General features: G+C 43.6%; 13 protein-coding genes. 4 read left to right on the top strand and 9 right to left on the bottom strand.

Features of this window, described 5'->3' with window-relative positions; genetic code table 11:
- Positions 1-187: 187 nt before the first annotated feature.
- Positions 188-1,543: a diguanylate cyclase gene (locus AACU28_RS07130; RefSeq protein ID WP_121602661.1), complete on the top strand. Its 1,356-nt coding sequence runs from the start codon at positions 188-190 to the stop codon at positions 1,541-1,543.
- A gap of 164 nt (positions 1,544-1,707) precedes the next feature.
- Complete coding sequence (locus tag AACU28_RS07125) at positions 1,708-3,291, top strand: DEAD/DEAH box helicase (protein WP_054543020.1); 1,584 nt, start codon at positions 1,708-1,710, stop codon at positions 3,289-3,291.
- Between the two features lie 555 nt (positions 3,292-3,846).
- Here the strand turns inward: AACU28_RS07125 and AACU28_RS07120 are convergent.
- Positions 3,847-5,376 carry a DUF3612 domain-containing protein gene (locus AACU28_RS07120; RefSeq protein WP_017079615.1) on the bottom strand — a complete coding sequence of 510 codons (1,530 nt, stop codon included), beginning with the start codon at positions 5,374-5,376 and terminating at the stop codon, positions 3,847-3,849.
- Between the two features lie 169 nt (positions 5,377-5,545).
- Here AACU28_RS07120 and AACU28_RS07115 point away from each other — a divergent pair, with 169 nt between their 5' ends.
- Positions 5,546-6,142, top strand: a complete 597-nt coding sequence (locus AACU28_RS07115) for a malate synthase (protein ID WP_054547138.1) — start codon at positions 5,546-5,548, stop codon at positions 6,140-6,142.
- A 189-nt stretch (positions 6,143-6,331) separates the two neighbouring features.
- On the opposite strand, the gene AACU28_RS07110 is transcribed toward AACU28_RS07115, so the two are convergent.
- The 6 genes from AACU28_RS07110 to AACU28_RS07085 form a co-directional block, all read right to left on the bottom strand.
- Positions 6,332-7,348, bottom strand: coding sequence for a GGDEF domain-containing protein (locus AACU28_RS07110; RefSeq protein ID WP_004730002.1), 1,017 nt, complete (start codon positions 7,346-7,348; stop codon positions 6,332-6,334).
- Positions 7,349-7,749: 401 nt separating this feature from the next.
- Positions 7,750-7,962 carry a transcription antiterminator/RNA stability regulator CspE gene (gene cspE, locus AACU28_RS07105; RefSeq protein ID WP_004730009.1) on the bottom strand — a complete coding sequence of 71 codons (213 nt, stop codon included), beginning with the start codon at positions 7,960-7,962 and terminating at the stop codon, positions 7,750-7,752.
- Between the two features lie 360 nt (positions 7,963-8,322).
- On the bottom strand, positions 8,323-9,600 hold the full coding sequence (locus AACU28_RS07100) for a cytosine deaminase (protein WP_004730011.1): 1,278 nt from the start codon (positions 9,598-9,600) through the stop codon (positions 8,323-8,325).
- Positions 9,601-9,609: 9 nt separating this feature from the next.
- Complete coding sequence (codB, locus tag AACU28_RS07095; RefSeq protein WP_032555454.1) at positions 9,610-10,848, bottom strand: cytosine permease; 1,239 nt, start codon at positions 10,846-10,848, stop codon at positions 9,610-9,612.
- A 705-nt stretch (positions 10,849-11,553) separates the two neighbouring features.
- Positions 11,554-12,777, bottom strand: a complete 1,224-nt coding sequence (locus tag AACU28_RS07090) for an HlyD family secretion protein (protein WP_017082492.1) — start codon at positions 12,775-12,777, stop codon at positions 11,554-11,556.
- Positions 12,771-13,121, bottom strand: coding sequence for an MFS transporter (locus AACU28_RS07085; protein ID WP_102488346.1), 351 nt, complete (start codon positions 13,119-13,121; stop codon positions 12,771-12,773). The genes AACU28_RS07090 and AACU28_RS07085 overlap by 7 nt, the downstream gene beginning before the upstream one ends.
- A gap of 133 nt (positions 13,122-13,254) precedes the next feature.
- Here AACU28_RS07085 and AACU28_RS07080 point away from each other — a divergent pair, with 133 nt between their 5' ends.
- Complete coding sequence (locus AACU28_RS07080; RefSeq protein ID WP_061023211.1) at positions 13,255-14,262, top strand: AraC family transcriptional regulator; 1,008 nt, start codon at positions 13,255-13,257, stop codon at positions 14,260-14,262.
- A gap of 10 nt (positions 14,263-14,272) precedes the next feature.
- Here AACU28_RS07080 and AACU28_RS07075 read toward each other — a convergent pair whose 3' ends face one another.
- Positions 14,273-15,253, bottom strand: a complete 981-nt coding sequence (locus tag AACU28_RS07075; RefSeq protein WP_121602660.1) for an urea transporter — start codon at positions 15,251-15,253, stop codon at positions 14,273-14,275.
- An 82-nt stretch (positions 15,254-15,335) separates the two neighbouring features.
- The gene (locus AACU28_RS07070) at positions 15,336-15,995 is read right to left on the bottom strand and encodes a pyridoxamine 5'-phosphate oxidase family protein (protein ID WP_102394154.1); all 660 of its coding nucleotides are present in this window, start codon (positions 15,993-15,995) and stop codon (positions 15,336-15,338) included.
- Between the last annotated feature and the right edge of the window lie 6 nt (positions 15,996-16,001).

Below are 16,001 nucleotides of genomic sequence, written 5' to 3'. Positions count from 1 at the left end.
GTTCACTAACCCTTTTTGATTAATCAATTAGTATAACCAACAGACCTGAAGTGATGAATGGCACAATATTTGATAGATACTAGACGCTAGTATAGATTTTTAGTGACTTAGCGGCATACTGGAGCAATAAGCCAGAAATGAGCCGTTATAAGGCAGTATATAGAACAAAAGTGTTAGAGGTTCGTAAATGCCAAGTGGTTCTAGCAAGCAGTGGTCTGCTAAGGTTGTATCTTTTCTCTTTTTCCTTGCGATAGTGAGCGCGATTGAGTTCTTTCACGCCAAGCAATTAACTTTTCTTAAAAATGAATCGTATTCAGAGGGAAAAAAACAATTATCCATTATTCGTTCTCGGATTGAAGCCGCGATCGTGTCAGATATGTATATCCTCAACAATTTCTCGACCTTAGTGACCATCAACCCTGATGGCGAGGTGAAAAATTGGGACAAGATTGCTGAGAATATCATTCAAGATGGCTTCCATATTCGACTTATTGGGCTCGCCAAAGACGACATTCTAAACTTTGTTTACCCTATGGAAGGCAATGAGCAGATTCTTGGTATTAATTATCGCGATTATCCCAATCAATGGGAGTCTGTTGAGATAGCCCGTAATCTCGGTAACACTTTTATTGCTGGGCCTTTTGAATTGTTTCAAGGTGGTCAAGCCCTCATTACGCGAACTCCGATCTTTCGAGACCCACCTTTTAATCAAGACTATTGGGGTGTATCCAGTGCTGTTATTGGCTTAGATGAGCTGTTTGAAGATGTCGGAATTGGGAAAATCGAGAACAAGTACGAACTCGCAATTCGCGGTGCCAACAGTTCGGGTAAAGATGGCCCTGTTTTTTATGGCACCCAGGATGTGTTCGATAATGCGTTTGCCACCGAGCAGGTGAGCTTTCCTTACGGTGGTTGGTACCTTGCTCTCTCCGGTAGTGAGCATGTATTGATGGACGTGCCTTGGTATCGAGTTCAAGCGGTAAGGCTGGTGGGCTACTCCATAATGTTAGTGCTAGCGATTGCCTTTATGACTATTTATCGCCTGTATCTAATTGCTGATAGCCGTTCTATGCATGATGAGCTCACGATGTTACCGAATCGTCGATACTTCATGTACAGCCTCAAGCAGGCATTTAAAACCACTCAAAAGCAGAGAGCGAGAACCTTTGCGGTTGTCAATATCGATCTGGATGGGTTTAAAGCGATCAACGACACGTTTGGTCATGCGGCCGGCGATCAGGTGTTAGTTGAATGTGCCAAGCGTATAAAGAGTGAGTTGCGCGGTTCAGACATCGTGGCAAGGATAGGAGGCGATGAGTTTTTAGTTTTATTGCCACGCATCATCGATGATCAACATGTATCGTCGATTGTGGCTAAACTTCGTAAGGTGATATGTACGACACCAGTGGTCTATGAGACTGACTCAATTTATCTGCGAATCAGTGTTGGTTGGGTTATTCATAACAATAACTACGATGATGTCGATGCACTCTTGAAAGCGGCTGATGAAAAAATGTACGAACAGAAGCGACAAGTTATGTAGGTTGAATTGGAGCTGTGATTAGAATTTAGTTGCTGAATGTGGGGAAAAGCCTCAGAATACCGCGCTTTGCTCCTTATCAATCCAATTGATGAGCGAAAGCTGTAGCAACGACTTCTTTCTGCGCGTTGCTCATACTAAATGTTATTCAACTGAGAAAATAATCTATGAGTTTTACCTCCCTGGGCCTTTCTGAACCGATCCTTAAAGCTATTGAAGCACAAGGTTACGATAAGCCATCACCAATACAAGAGAAAGCCGTACCTGCTGTCCTAACGGGCAAAGATGTTATGGCCGCTGCTCAAACAGGTACAGGTAAAACTGCAGGCTTCACGCTACCTATTCTTGAAATGTTGTCAAAAGGCCCTCGCGTACGTCAGAACCAAGTACGTGCGCTAGTGCTAACACCAACCCGTGAGCTTGCTGCGCAAGTGAATGGCAGCGTAGTGAAGTACGGTATTAACTTACCTCTTACTTCTACGGTGGTGTTTGGTGGTGTGAAAATTAACCCTCAGATGCAAAAACTGCGTAAAGGTAGTGATGTACTGGTAGCAACACCGGGTCGTCTACTTGACCTATACAACCAAAATGCTGTGCGTTTTGATCAACTAGAAATTCTAGTGCTAGATGAAGCTGACCGCATGCTAGACATGGGCTTCATTCGCGATATCCGTAAGATCTTGGCTTTTCTACCTAAGAAGCGCCAGAACCTATTGTTCTCAGCGACGTTCTCTGATGATATTCGTGGCTTGGCGAAAGGCTTAGTCAACAACCCAGTTGAAATCTCGGTAAGCCCTGCAAACTCAACGGCACCAACTGTTGAGCAAAGCATCTACCCAGTAGATAAAAAGAAAAAAAGCGCAATGCTAGCGAAGCTCATCAAAGATAATGATTGGCGACAAGTGCTTGTGTTTAGCAAAACGAAACATGGCGCAAACAAGCTTTCACACTTCCTTGACGAGCAAGGCATCTCAGCGGCTCCTATTCATGGTAACAAGAGCCAAGGCGCGCGTACTAAAGCCCTAGAGAACTTCAAAACGGGTAAGGTACGAGTATTGGTGGCGACTGATATCGCAGCGCGTGGTATCGATATTCCGCAACTGCCTCAAGTAGTGAATTTCGACCTTCCAAACGTATCAGAAGATTACGTTCACCGTATTGGTCGTACTGGCCGTGCTGGTGAAGTGGGTAAGGCAATTTCATTGGTTTGTGCTGATGAAGTAGGTGAACTGTTTGGTATCGAGCGCCTTATTCAGCAAGTGCTTGAGCGCCGTGAACTTGAAGGTTTTGCACCTGTAAACAAGTTGCCAGAATCTCGTTTGGATTCGCGTCCGATTAAGCCTAAGAAGCCGAAAAAGACGCGTGAACACTCTGATGGTCAACGTTCTGGTGAGAATGCTCGCGGGCACAAACCAGCAGGTAAGAACAAGCGTCATGTTTCTGGTTCAGGTTCTGCTCCTAAGCGTAAGCCTAATGCGAACAAGCCGAACTCAGGCAACAAAGCTTCTGACAGCAACTCAACAGTTGCGGGTGATGACAAATCTTTAAGAAATAATGGCAGTAACTATAAGCGTGGTAATGCGGCAAACAAGCCTTCTACGAATAGTTCTGGTAAGCCTGCTGGTGCAGGTAAACCTAAGAAGTCTGGTTTCGGTGGCGGTAATGGCTCGAGCAAACCAGCAGGTAATAAGCCTACAGGTAACAAGCCTTCACCATCTAGAAGCCGTTCTAAGCCTGCACCTCAGAAATAGTAGCTCTTTGGTAGACCAAAAGGTTGATAAGGTAGCTTTGTAGCGGTTCAGCAACGAGAATTACTTTTTAAGAAGGTTCTCGTTTATTAGCGAATTTCTGCAATTTAACTCGAATAAGCGCGAATATTGAATTTCAATGTTCGCGTTTTTTTATGGGTATTATTTGGGGAATTAGAAGTGATTTCTTGGCCGTAAAAACGACTGAATCAAGAAGAAATACGCTATTGAGAGGAAAGGTAATGATTCGTTAATGATTTATTAATAACAACATAATCACTAGCGTTTTTGTGGATCTTTGCAATTTGCAATTCCAGTTTGCAAAACAAGCAGGGATTTACGGCCAATACGTGTTCAGATGCTTAGTAAATACGTGCTTTAAAAGTTGGCACGTATGCTGCATTAGTAATGGTGACCCTTCTTAAGCCGAGGGTCACCTAGCCAACTGACGTTGTTAGTGAACCCATATTGTTCACACAAAATATATGACCAATCACCTTTATTGTGGTTGGTTTTTTTTTGCCTGAATTTTGAGTTCTACTTGTTGGTTTTACTTTTTTACTCACCACACTTCGAGTAACAGCTTGGTTGGCGAGGGCACTCTCCACCTCTGGAGCAGATAAGCCTAGCCTCTGTCTCAATCCCACGTTCAATCCAATTTATATTTAGAATCTTGGCTATTGTCGTGAGATCTTTCTTGATGTTACGTGGGATTACCACAGAGCCACCATTGTTGACGCATGACGCCTTAAGCTGCTCTGCAATATCTCTTGAATTACCGCCTTGAGCATCAATCGCTGGGTTTAAGTCTATACCAGCACACAACACACGATTGTTACCCGCAGGATCCGTCATATTGATGGATTCACAGCAATAGATTCTTGGCTCATCTCCTACATTTAAAATGGAGATCTGAGCTGAGCTACCCGCCCGAGGTTCTGATAATCGACGGAACACTGCCCAATGTTGACATGGGTCGGCGACCGTTCTCATATTCCCCCAAGGCAGTGGAATCCCGTTCCCGCGGTATACCGCCTTGAGTTTCCCCGGCCCATAAGCATCAAAGTAGTGCCAGTGAGGGTAGGGCGATACTACCGTCATTCTACGCATCGCAACAGAGGGGGAAACCCCCGCTCTCTTATGAACGTCTATTTCGTAACCAGTGCGGTCAAGCAGCTGTCTAAACGGGACTTTAGGGCACAGAAGTGCTCCTGCAAAGAAACTGGATTCAAAGTCTCGCCACGCTTGCAGAATGTCTTGAGAGTTCAGCTGTGAAGAGCCTGAAATCTGGTTGTCATCCCATGTGTTGTTGTTACCGACCGACAACACACTCTTTAACCCTTCTTTGCTATGCAGAATGCAATGGCCGATATAAACCGAGAGATCGTATTTCAGACGAGTGGGGTACTCTTTGAGAATTTCGTTTAAAAAGATCGTACCGGGAGGCTCAAAGAATGAAGTAACCAGTTGCTTGGCATTGATTCCTAGCTCATCAACCACGTCCTGCGGCGTGCGCGTAACCCAGCGGATGTTAATACCAAGGGTTCTAGCGATGTCTATAAGGTCTTCTACGCTCAGGTTAAGACGTTTTAGGCCAACCTCTTCTGCGGCGCGCTCAAGGTCAGGAAAGTGGTTCTGGTTGCTTTCTTGGTGTGCCCTAATCAAGAGGTGAGCAAACTGACGGCCAGAGATCCCCGTTTGTGACAGCATTTCAGGAATCGCAATCTGCAGGATGTCGTTGGAGAAAAGAAAGCTAGGCTCGAGTGCCATGCCACTTATCCCACCACGATTCCCTTTGTCAGGTGCAATGGCTTGTTGTTCTGATTCGTCGTCGAGGAACCACGTTGGGGTCTTCTGAAAAACCTGCGCAATCACTTCCAGCATGTCGATGCTTGGCACACGCTTTCCACGTTCAATCATTGAAAGGTAAGAAACGGAAGGTGCGTATTCTGGGTTGATTCGAATACAACGCGCAGACAGATCTTCCATCGTTAAATGGTTACGTTTTCTTAGGTTACGTATTTTCGTACCTAGGAAATGAGACTGACGAACTAAACTTTTTGACAAGGCCATATTTGTAAAATTCACATTGTAAAATTTTTGTTGTGAAATTGTATGTAAAAAAGCGCTAATCTACAAACTAAGCAATTCACAAAATGACAAATAAGTTAAACGTTAGTTTGGAATAATTGCTCTAGGACACATTTTTGCTGTAGAAATCGGTGGTTATCACCGGGCTAGTCAAGAGGGAAAGACTATGAATATGCTTACATTCGATAAAACAGAAATCCAAAAACAATCAAAACCATTTATCGCTGAAGCTGTCTTTGCCGTGGAGACAATCAGTGCCAACCAGCAAACAGAGAAGCAAGTGAAAGCAAAACAGCTGCTTGACCGACTGTTCCCACTAGAGAATGGTTCACATCAAGACGTAACCAGCTACGTAGTTGATTACCGCCATATCATGGCTTACTTTAAAGATGGTCAGCACAGCGGCCTAAAGCACCCTAAACAGTTTGTAGCGTACATGGGTGAGAAGAATGACCCAGACTCTATCTTGTTCCGAGATGGCAGTGGCAGTCACTTAGAAGTGATGTTTGGATGTCATAAAGGGACGGGGTGTATTGAATTGGTAGAGATCGATGATATTCAGTTAGAATCATGCACCACGTTCGGTCAATCGCCAGTGGAAGCAACGACCACAATGCGCGAAGAGACCATTGCAGCAATGCGCCACTGGATCAGTTTGATTCAAGGTGATGCAAAGGGCAAACCAAAGGCATGCAGCGAAGATAAAGAGTTTAGAGCAAAGAGTGGTGAAGATTACTGTCTGAATTACTGCTACCAACTTTAGTCGCATGAGATAAGGTTTGGAACGCTGAAGGGTTTGAACCCAGTAAGTACTAAGCCGATATACATAGCCAACGAAAAAGCCCCAAAGATTAACGTACTAGTTAGTCTTTGGGGCTTTTTGTTGTTCTTTTTTAAATGTATATCAGTTCGCGTTCACGGGTTCTTATTGAGCAGAACCAGCTGTGAAACCTTAAAGAGGCATGACTCGGTTGCGGCCAAGTGATTTCGCTTCGTAAAGTAGCTTATCAGCTCGTTCGATCAGTGATTGCGCCGACTCACCGGGCTCAAGTTCAGCGACACCAAACGATGCGGTGATACTGCCGACTTGTTGACCACTGCGACGATCTTTAATAGACAGCTTTTCTAGAGAGCGTCGATTAGTATCAGCGAGCTGACGAGCAATACGCAAAGACTTGTTTGGCACGATGAGTGCGAACTCTTCACCACCAAACCGATACGCAGAAATACCTTCACGGCAACTTAACTTCAGCTTGCGAGCTATCCCTTTAAGAACCATATCGCCAAACAAGTGGCCATAGGTGTCATTGAAATTTTTAAAATGATCGATGTCGAGAAGAATCAAACACAAAGATTCTTTTGCTTCACACAAGGTTTCTATATCACGGTCGAAAGAGCGACGGTTATAGAGTGTCGTTGTACTGTCAAAGAGCGCATCTTTCTGCACTTCTACAAGTTGGGTTTTAAGCTTGGAAATTTCTGATGTAGCAGAGTGCAGCTGAGAATTCAGAAACTGAGTAGAATGACGAATATGACGAGACTCAGAAACCAACTGGCGAACCAACGACATGACTTCGTCGATCGATAAACTTTCATTATCAACACGAGCCAAATCCTCGAAGCTTTGATCGATCATGTCGGAGAAAGCTGAGGTATCGGTGAGAGTATCATTCATTGAATTCGAAACTTCAGAAACTAACAGTTCTAGGTTAGCGCGAAGATCGTTGATATTGGTTTCAGATTTGCTCGCAACGTAATTGTTGTAAAGCTGCTCACCAACGGCTGGAGGACAAATGCCGTAGTGTTCTAAAACACCATCCATGTCTTTAGTTAGCTGTGGGATAGCATTATCGACATAGGTGTACCAAAGTGCGTAATTTGCAGGTGTGGTAGACACTCTGTTCTTCATCATAAGAGGTACCGCTTTTTTTAGATTAGCGGTGGATTTCTGGAATTCGTCTTTTTTCATTATTTTTACTGCAGATACCAAACTAACTCAAGCCACTTGTGGACAAGGTTAGCGGATTTCGCAGGTCTTTGCTTTAAAAATTATATGATTAATAGATGAGGATTGGATAAATAACTCATTTTTATTATGAATATCGATTGCGTATTCATAAATGGTGTCTAATGGATTGTTCTTTAACCATATTTTTGGTTATTCACTATGGAACATAAGTTGAGTTTTGTATTAAAACCTTAGTTCGGGAGAGCACTGTGATCTCAGAATCGATTGGAGAAGCAACTCGATTGAAGAAGTGACCCAGAAATTTGAATCGAGAGAGGGAAAGGATGAAAATATTTATGAGCAGATACAAAAAAGCGCCGATAAAAATCAGCGCTTTAAAATTCTTTTTAGCTAAAAGCTAATTATTGAGCAACAACGTTTGCTGCTTGTAGGCCTTTTTGACCGTTTTCAACTTCGAAAGAAACCTTTTGGCCTTCTTTCAGAGTTTTGAAACCTTCTGAAGCGATTGCACGGAAGTGTACGAATACGTCAGCACCGCCGTTGTCTTGAGAAATGAAACCGAAACCTTTCTCTTCGTTAAACCATTTTACAGTGCCAGTATTTGTGTTAGACATAATTTGTCCCTTATTCATAAATTTTCTAAATTGTTGATTGCATTACTGCAATGCGCTGATAATTGAATTATTTAATGTTGCTAAGAAATAAGGAAAAACTACTTACAAAAACGGGTAACGATTTTACATGTCATTTTTTACTATTCATCTAACTTAAATAACTCCGGCTAACAGAGCGAGTGCATGTTAACACAGTCTTTCCGGTTGTACACTCATTGATTGAGAAATCAGCGAGTTTTTTTGTCATGTTGTGCTCGTTAACAAAACCACCTGAAATAGCTGATAGTTTTATAAAATCACACGCCATGACAAAGTAAAAAGGAAGCCTAAGCCTCCCTTTCATCATTAGTATAGACGATATTATCGTTTGAAGTTGATATCTTCAGTTTTATCTAAATTAATTTTTGTTTTCGCTGGTTGAGTCTCTGCGATTACCTTGCCGTGGCGGATAGAGTACTGCACTGGTACTTGGCGGCGCACGGCATCAAAGCCATCGTCAGCAGGAAGAATTAGCAGGCTTCCTGGCTTACCTTCTTCAATACCGTAGTTGTCTTGGATGTTCAATGTACGAGCTGAGTTCTTGCTGATTAAATCAAGAGAGGTGTTGATTTGGTCGTAGCCCATAACTTGTGTTACGTGCAGTCCCATGTGCAGAACTTGAAGCATATTCGCTGTACCCAGCGGGTACCATGGGTCAAACACATCATCATGGCCGAAACACACATTGATATTAGCCGCTAGCATCTCTTTAACACGAGTCACACCACGACGTTTCGGGTAGTCGTCGAAACGGCCTTGTAAGTGGATGTTCACTAACGGGTTTGCCACGAAGTTAATGCCAGACATCTTTAATAGACGGAATAGGCGAGATGCGTAAGCACCATTGTAAGACCCCATTGCTGTAGTATGGCTTGCCGTTACCTTATCACCCATGTCGAATTTATGAGCAAGGGCTGCCAGTGTTTCAACGAAGCGAGATTGCTCATCATCGATTTCATCACAGTGAACGTCGATCAAGCAGTCGTACTTGCGTGCAAGCTCGAACGCATAGTGCAGAGATTCAATACCGTACTCACGAGTGAATTCGAAGTGAGGGATAGCACCAATAACGTCAGCGCCGATCTTCACAGCTTCTTCAAGCAATTCTTTGCCGTTAGGGTATGAAAGAATGCCTTCCTGAGGGAATGCAACGATCTGGATGTCGACCCACTCTTTCATCTCTTCACGAACTTCAACCATCGCTCGTAATGCAACTAACGTCGGATCTGATACATCAACGTGAGTACGCACGTGTTGAACACCGTTAGCAATCTGCCATTTCAGTGTTTGTTTCGCACGAGACTTTACGTCTTCAATTGATAACAATTCTTTACGCTCAGCCCAACGCTCAATACCTTCAAACAAAGTACCAGAGATGTTCCAGTTAGGTTCGCCAGCCGTTTGCGTAGTATCTAGGTGAATATGCGGTTCACAGAAAGGAGAAACTGCAATGCCACCTTCAGCATCAAGGATGTCACCTTGATGATTGACTGGTGCGTCATTATCGAGAATGCGAGAAAATTGACCATTTTCAATCAGGATTTGTTTCAAGCCGTCTTGGTCTTGAAGCTTCGCGTTCTTGATTAATAAGGTTGTCATAGTGTGTCCTTAAGCGGCCTGAGATTTCAGAGCGTTTTTATTCAATAGAGGGTTAAGTACGAGGTAACTGATTGCACCACCAAACACGGCATTCAAAGGAACGATGCCAGGAAGGAAGTGACCGGCGGCTACGCCTGTTGCTACCGCGATAATGCCAGCCCAGTTAACGGTTTGGAACTCTGCTTTTGCAAAATCTTTGTAACGTTTACGGTTCGCAAAGAAGTCGGCGATGATTACGCCACCAATGGGTGGAATTGCCAGCGAAAGGAAGGTTAACCAGCCGACGAAGTTGTTGTACAACCAAAGCGCGAAAATCGTACCTACGATACCGTTAATGATAGACATTGTAGTACTTGAGCGACCTGTGATGTTAGATAAACCAAGACCTGACGCATAAAGTGCGTTTTCATTGGTTGTCCAGATGTTCAAGCCTAGAACGATGATGGCTGGAAGAAGTAGTCCTTGCGCAATCATCACATCTGAAATGTCAGAGAGACCCGTCGCTGCTGCACCTGCCGCGCCAAAGATAAACATCAGTGAGTTACCGATGAAGAATGCGACCATGGTAATTAACACTGCGCTTGCTGGCTTTTTACCAAAGCGAACGAAATCGGCAGTTAAAGTACCTGCACTCACGAATGAACCGACAACCATTGCTAACGCCATTGAGAAGTCCATTGGTGTCTCCGGCTCAATCAGTTGTAGCTGTTCTAGCCCGCCAACACTGTCTACCGCAGTCAGTACTGAGTAACCACCCAGAATTGCAATGGCAGGAACCGCAATCGCTGAAAGCACCATGAGTGCTTTAATACCGAAGTACACCGTACCCGTCATCAACAAGCCTGATATAACAATCAAGGTGTTGGTATCAATGCCCGTGGCTTTCTGCACCGGAATGGCAAACATTGCCACGCCCACACCAAACCAACCGACTTGTGTACCACCAAGTAAAGCAGAAGGAAGCCATGAGCCTTTAGTACCGAAAGAGAAACGAGCAAGGAGGTGAGTAGAGAGGCCAGTAGATGAGCCGATGTAGCCAAGAAAAGAAGTGTAAATACCGAGGATTAGGTTACCGATGAGTACGGCGAGGAAGAAATCGTTGAATGAAAGACCTGTCCCGAGTGAACCACCTGTCCACATACTTGCAGAGAAGAAAGTGAGTCCAAGCATTACCATGGTGAGTGAAGCGACTCCTTTCCTAGCCGATGTAGGAACCGGCCCAAGACTGTAGTTATTATCAGCAGCCATTTTTTACCTCCGCAAATGATCAAAATTAAATTTAACGGTCGCCGTATTGCAGGCAAACGTGCGCATTATGGTGATATAAATCACGTAGTCAATGCTAATTTTGTCAATAAAAGCGGTATGGAATCAGTTATTGAACTAAAAGCAATATAAAACATAAGGTTATGTTTTGTTTTTTTTTAATTAAAATAAATAGAAAACGTTTTCTATAACGCATCAGGTATCTGTTGTTCATAGTTGGCTATGAATGTTGATTATCATATTTATGAATGGGTGTCTGTATATTGGGCGGGCGATGTTTCTTAAATGACAGGCAAAAAAATGGCCAATCGCAATATTCGCAATTGGCCTATATATATCGTGAACAACAAAGGTTCACTAACAACGTCAGTTGGCTAGGTGACCCTCGGCTTAAGAAGGGTCAATGTATACATTGCAGTTAGTGTGCCAACTTTTAAAACGATGTAAAATGGGTGTTTTATAGCAATTTGGTGCGTATTTAAGCTAATTTTTCGCGTTTTAAAATTATAAATTCGCAAAACAAAAATGCATTATGCAAGTGTGGATGGGTTGTCTAAGCTGTGTAATAGGAACTATTTTGTATTTTATGCCGACAGCTAGTACTAACTCGTCTTTGTTCTTCCCCAAAAAAAAGCCAGCATGCTTTAAGGGCATACTGGCTTTGTATTGATTTACTTGTTACTTAAGTTAGATTGAGTAAAAGAAGTACAACTGAGATTTCATTCGAATGATAATCCCGCGTATTACGTCTAGGAAGCCCATAAAGCCAATTGGCTTCTCACCGCTTACCCAAGCTAGTCCAACGGAGCCGACAGGAATATCGTAACCTTCCGTTTCGTCAATTTTTAAGCGGACAAAGTGGTGTTTGTTTTGGAGGTTTCTGCCTGTGGTAACGCGAACCTGTTCATCAATACCTAATAAGCTAGCTTGTGCCTCACCCGTCGCTTCAACAATGCCCTCTACGGTTGCAGAGAATATTTTTCCCGGGTATACCGCGGTCGAAAATTCTGCTGGTTGACCCACCTTAACATTGCGAATCGCTTGGTGATTGACTCGCATCAATACGTACTTCTCTTCGGTATACATCTGGATACGAGGCATCATTGAAACGCGTTGACCCTCACGAAGGATAAAGTTCGTTACAAAGCCGTCAGTCGGTGCCGTGACTTTGGTACTGTTCAAGTCCCATTGTGCTTGTGCCAATGTTGCTTTTGCTGAATCGACCTCAGTCTGCTTCTTGCTTACATTGGTTTCAGCCTTGTGGATGTTTAATTTCGCATTCTCGGCATCGACTTCTTTCTTGCTAAGCTGAGATTCCAATGTCGTAACGTTATACGTCGCTAAGTCTACCTTTGCTGTTTGTTGGTCGATGTCAGTTTCTGTAATCGTATGTTCTACAACACTGTTTTGTTTCTGGTAACGGTCAAGGGTCTTAGATTGCAACACTAGATCTGTCTTTGCTGACTCTATCTGTGCAATAGATGTTTTGATGTCTTCTAGCGCCGACTGATAGCTAATTTTAGCAATGCTGACTTCTTGGCGAGCGGTATCTAAAGCGACTTTTGTTGACTCAAGTTGAACGCCTGCTTTGTCTCTCGCAATCACATATTTAGTGTCATCAATTTCGTAAAGAAGTTGCCCTTCAACCACATCTTGGTTTGGGCTGATGTGAACCTTTGTGGTTTTTCCTGTGACCGCAGTTGAGTCCGGGCGTAATTGAATATGTGGAGACTGAACAACCGATCCTCCAGATAGGTCCATCGGAGTAAAGTTGATTAACCCAACCCATACGAACATCAACCAAGATGTACCACCTAAGTAAGCAAACGCTTTGGTGCCTTTATTCCAAGGCATACCGACCAGTCTCAGTAAATAAATGAACAGTGCCCAAATAGCTAAACCTTCTAACATACTGGGTTCTCCTCATTTTTATCATTTTGTTCCGGCGGTACATCAGACTTTGGCGGCGCTTTCCAGGTGTCTCTCAGATTGATGATGGCTTTTTCCATATCAACAAAGGCCAAGATGACGGCGAGTACCCATACCCAGTGCCAGATAAAACCAATCCAAGTTAATGCGGTGATCAAACCGAGTTGTTGGTGCTCTTTGCTGTGAGCTTTATTGATTGGTAATTCATGCACACGCCAGAACCCGTAACATGCAGCAGCGATAGTTCCGATTAATACAACGCCTGCTACAACGTGTAGAGCGGTATCGGCGCCGGTGCCGACAAATGGGACACTCACTAAACTCATTGATAAACCCTAGGTTAAATTGAGCACAGAGTGTGATTGATATCAGATTTAGAGGTTGAAAATTTACCAATTACTTTAATAATAATGTCAATATGATTTGATCTGTAATAATGACTTCTAAGTATGGTAGCTAATGAACAATTGTAACTTCTTAAGAGCATTGGGAATTCTGGGTATTTACCAACACGCAACGACTAATAAGTTCGTGAATGTAGAGCAATTAGGTATCCCCAAGTCGGTATTTAACAACCCGATGAGCCTTATTCCCGTTGGCGAAGTGGACAAATGGTATGGCTTGCTTGAACAGCAAACAGGCGATTCTGATATTATCTTGAAGCTTGCTGATAGGGTGGATATTGAAAGGCTAGGTCCTCTCTCGAACTGGTTTTTCTCTGGACACGATCTGGCTTCTTCTATTCGTCGAGTTAACATTGGCCTGCACTGTTTGCAGTCTGGTGCTTTTCTCTATGGCGCTCAAGTCGGTAAACTCATCAAGTGGTGTTACGACAACCCGGCGTACTCTGAGACTGGTAAAGTTCATGACTCGATTCGAGTCGCCATCTTTATGATGAAGATATTGAGACGATACTTGGGAGATGATTTTACCCCTGCAGCAGTATCTATCGCTGGTTATCGCGAAAATACGCAACTTTATCAGGAGTACTTTGGGTGCAATATTCAGTGGGGCCAACCACGGACTGAGATTTGGATACCGAGTCACTTGAGGTTGTCGATCAACCAATCACCGTCTGTCGGCAAGATGAGTTTGGCGATGAACTTCCATGACTTAGACAATTATCTCAACATGCCCGACGCCGAGGATGAGCATAAAGTGACTTATGAGATGATCAATTATAGTCGCCATTTCGGCCTGCCAACGCTGCATAAAGTTTCCAGTCTACTCGGGCTCTCTGAACAGCAGTTCCAACGACGATTACACAAATTGGGTGTTAACTTTTCTACCATCATGGGATACGCGTTAAGTAACGTGGCGGTGGAGCTATTGTTGTATTCAGTGCCAGTGGAAGAAGTGGCGACGAGGTTAGGTTATACCAACGTCGCGAGCTTTAATCGGATGTTTAAGAAACATCGAGGTTTGACACCCAAGCAATATGTTGAGCGCCTAAAAACCGGCCTGTAACTATGCAGAGCTAACTTATGGTTCGTTTATGGATCAGGCTGGACAAGTAAACCACAGCCCAAACACTTAAAATAAAAGGGGCGGTGAGTGGCAGTAGTGACAGTTCATGAAAACCAAGTGTAACAAGGCAGCTCAAAAGAATGCCTAATAGGATTAACGGCCAAGGGATTCGCGGATAGAGCACAAGAGCTAAAGTAGCAAGGATGGCGTTGTACCCGTAAAGACCCTGCTCAATTAGCGCGCCAGAAGCACCGATCATCTTACTAAAAATGGTGCTAATTATTACTGCTAGCACAACCCAAATGGCATGCTTTAGGTTGTTAAGTGCGATGGCAACCAAGATAACGAGCCCCGACAATGCATTTTCGATGAAACTGACTTGGCTTATTCCCTTTAACAACGGGATAACCACTGTCGGCAGGTTGAACCATGAGTTAGCCTCAATACTGATGAGTGGTATCAATGCGGAGCTGGATAGAGAAAATGCCGATAGATCCAAGGTTGATTGGATAGCATAAATCAGCCAAGAGGTGAGGATAAAGGCGCTAGTGTAACCGCGATATTTCTCAAAAATGAATACGACGTGGGCAATGGAGACTGTGAGTAATGCGCCTAACACAGTCACTAGAACCAATAACGGTGTGACACCAAAAAAGTTACCGATAAATAAACCAATTAAAGCCCCATTTAACGCATACATACCACTATCAATATCGTAAGCTGCCTTGTTGGTGTTGGTGTTGGTGTTGGTGTTGGTGTTGGTGTTGGTGTTGGTGTTGGTGTTGGTGTTGGTGTTGGTGTACATATAGCCATAGAAGGCTAATGCATAGCTGCAACTGGCGCCAAGCAAAGTAAGAAAAGCCAGTGCAAGTGACTCAATAGAAATGGCAAGTAATAGCAGAAGCGACGTCATAACAGACGGTGTGAAATAGACTTGCCCAATGCCATTGAGCAAGCCTTGAAATGGTTGAATATCCTTATTCGTTCTCATCGTCTGATTACATTATTATGTCATGTTAAATTTTTGTAATTCAGATTGTATACAATTTTATTAAGTTGACCATCTTTGTGTATCAATTCTGATACCAGCGCTCACCATAGGCTTGTTGGTAATCTGGTGTTTCAATGATGCCTTCTTGCTCTGGAACCGTTTCTAATGGCCCTACGACCGTTCGATAAGGCAATACGCCAGCCCAAACTGGGATATCCATATCAGCTTTATCATCATTCACCCCATGTTTACCAATCTTCACGGAGGCTTCCGTTAAAGGGATCGCTAACAACTCGGTTGCGGTGAGTTCTTTTTCATTACTGAGCCTGACTTCATCGGTTCTGCCCGGCGCGATTTGCTCAATAAAGATATTTAACAAGCGATCCTTTTCTTGGTTGTCATCGATGACTGAAAATGATCCCAATACCACAGCAGAACGATAATGCGCGCTGTGATGAAATGCCGAACGAGCCAATACCCAACCATCGAACAAAGTGAACGTTAAACAGGTGGGCTCTCCCTTTTTTAACCCTTTTAGTAAGCGACTGTTTTTAGCCCCATGAATGTAGACCATATCATCGACTCGCCACGCGAGCATCGGGATAACCATTGGCCCTTGTTCACCCTGCAATGCAATGTGTGCGATTAAGCTCTCATCAATAATTTGGTGCAGTTTCTCTTGTTCAAATACGGCTTTGTGAGCCCCTTTTTTAATCGTGGTTCTTTTCGTGTTAGATAACATAATCGC

Origin of the sequence: Vibrio sp. SBT000027 (assembly GCF_963894355.1) — a bacterium.
Classification (GTDB): Bacteria; Pseudomonadota; Gammaproteobacteria; order Enterobacterales; family Vibrionaceae; genus Vibrio; species Vibrio splendidus.
The sequence above is the reverse complement of the archived record's forward strand: the minus strand, read 5'-3'. Positions and strand labels throughout refer to the sequence as shown.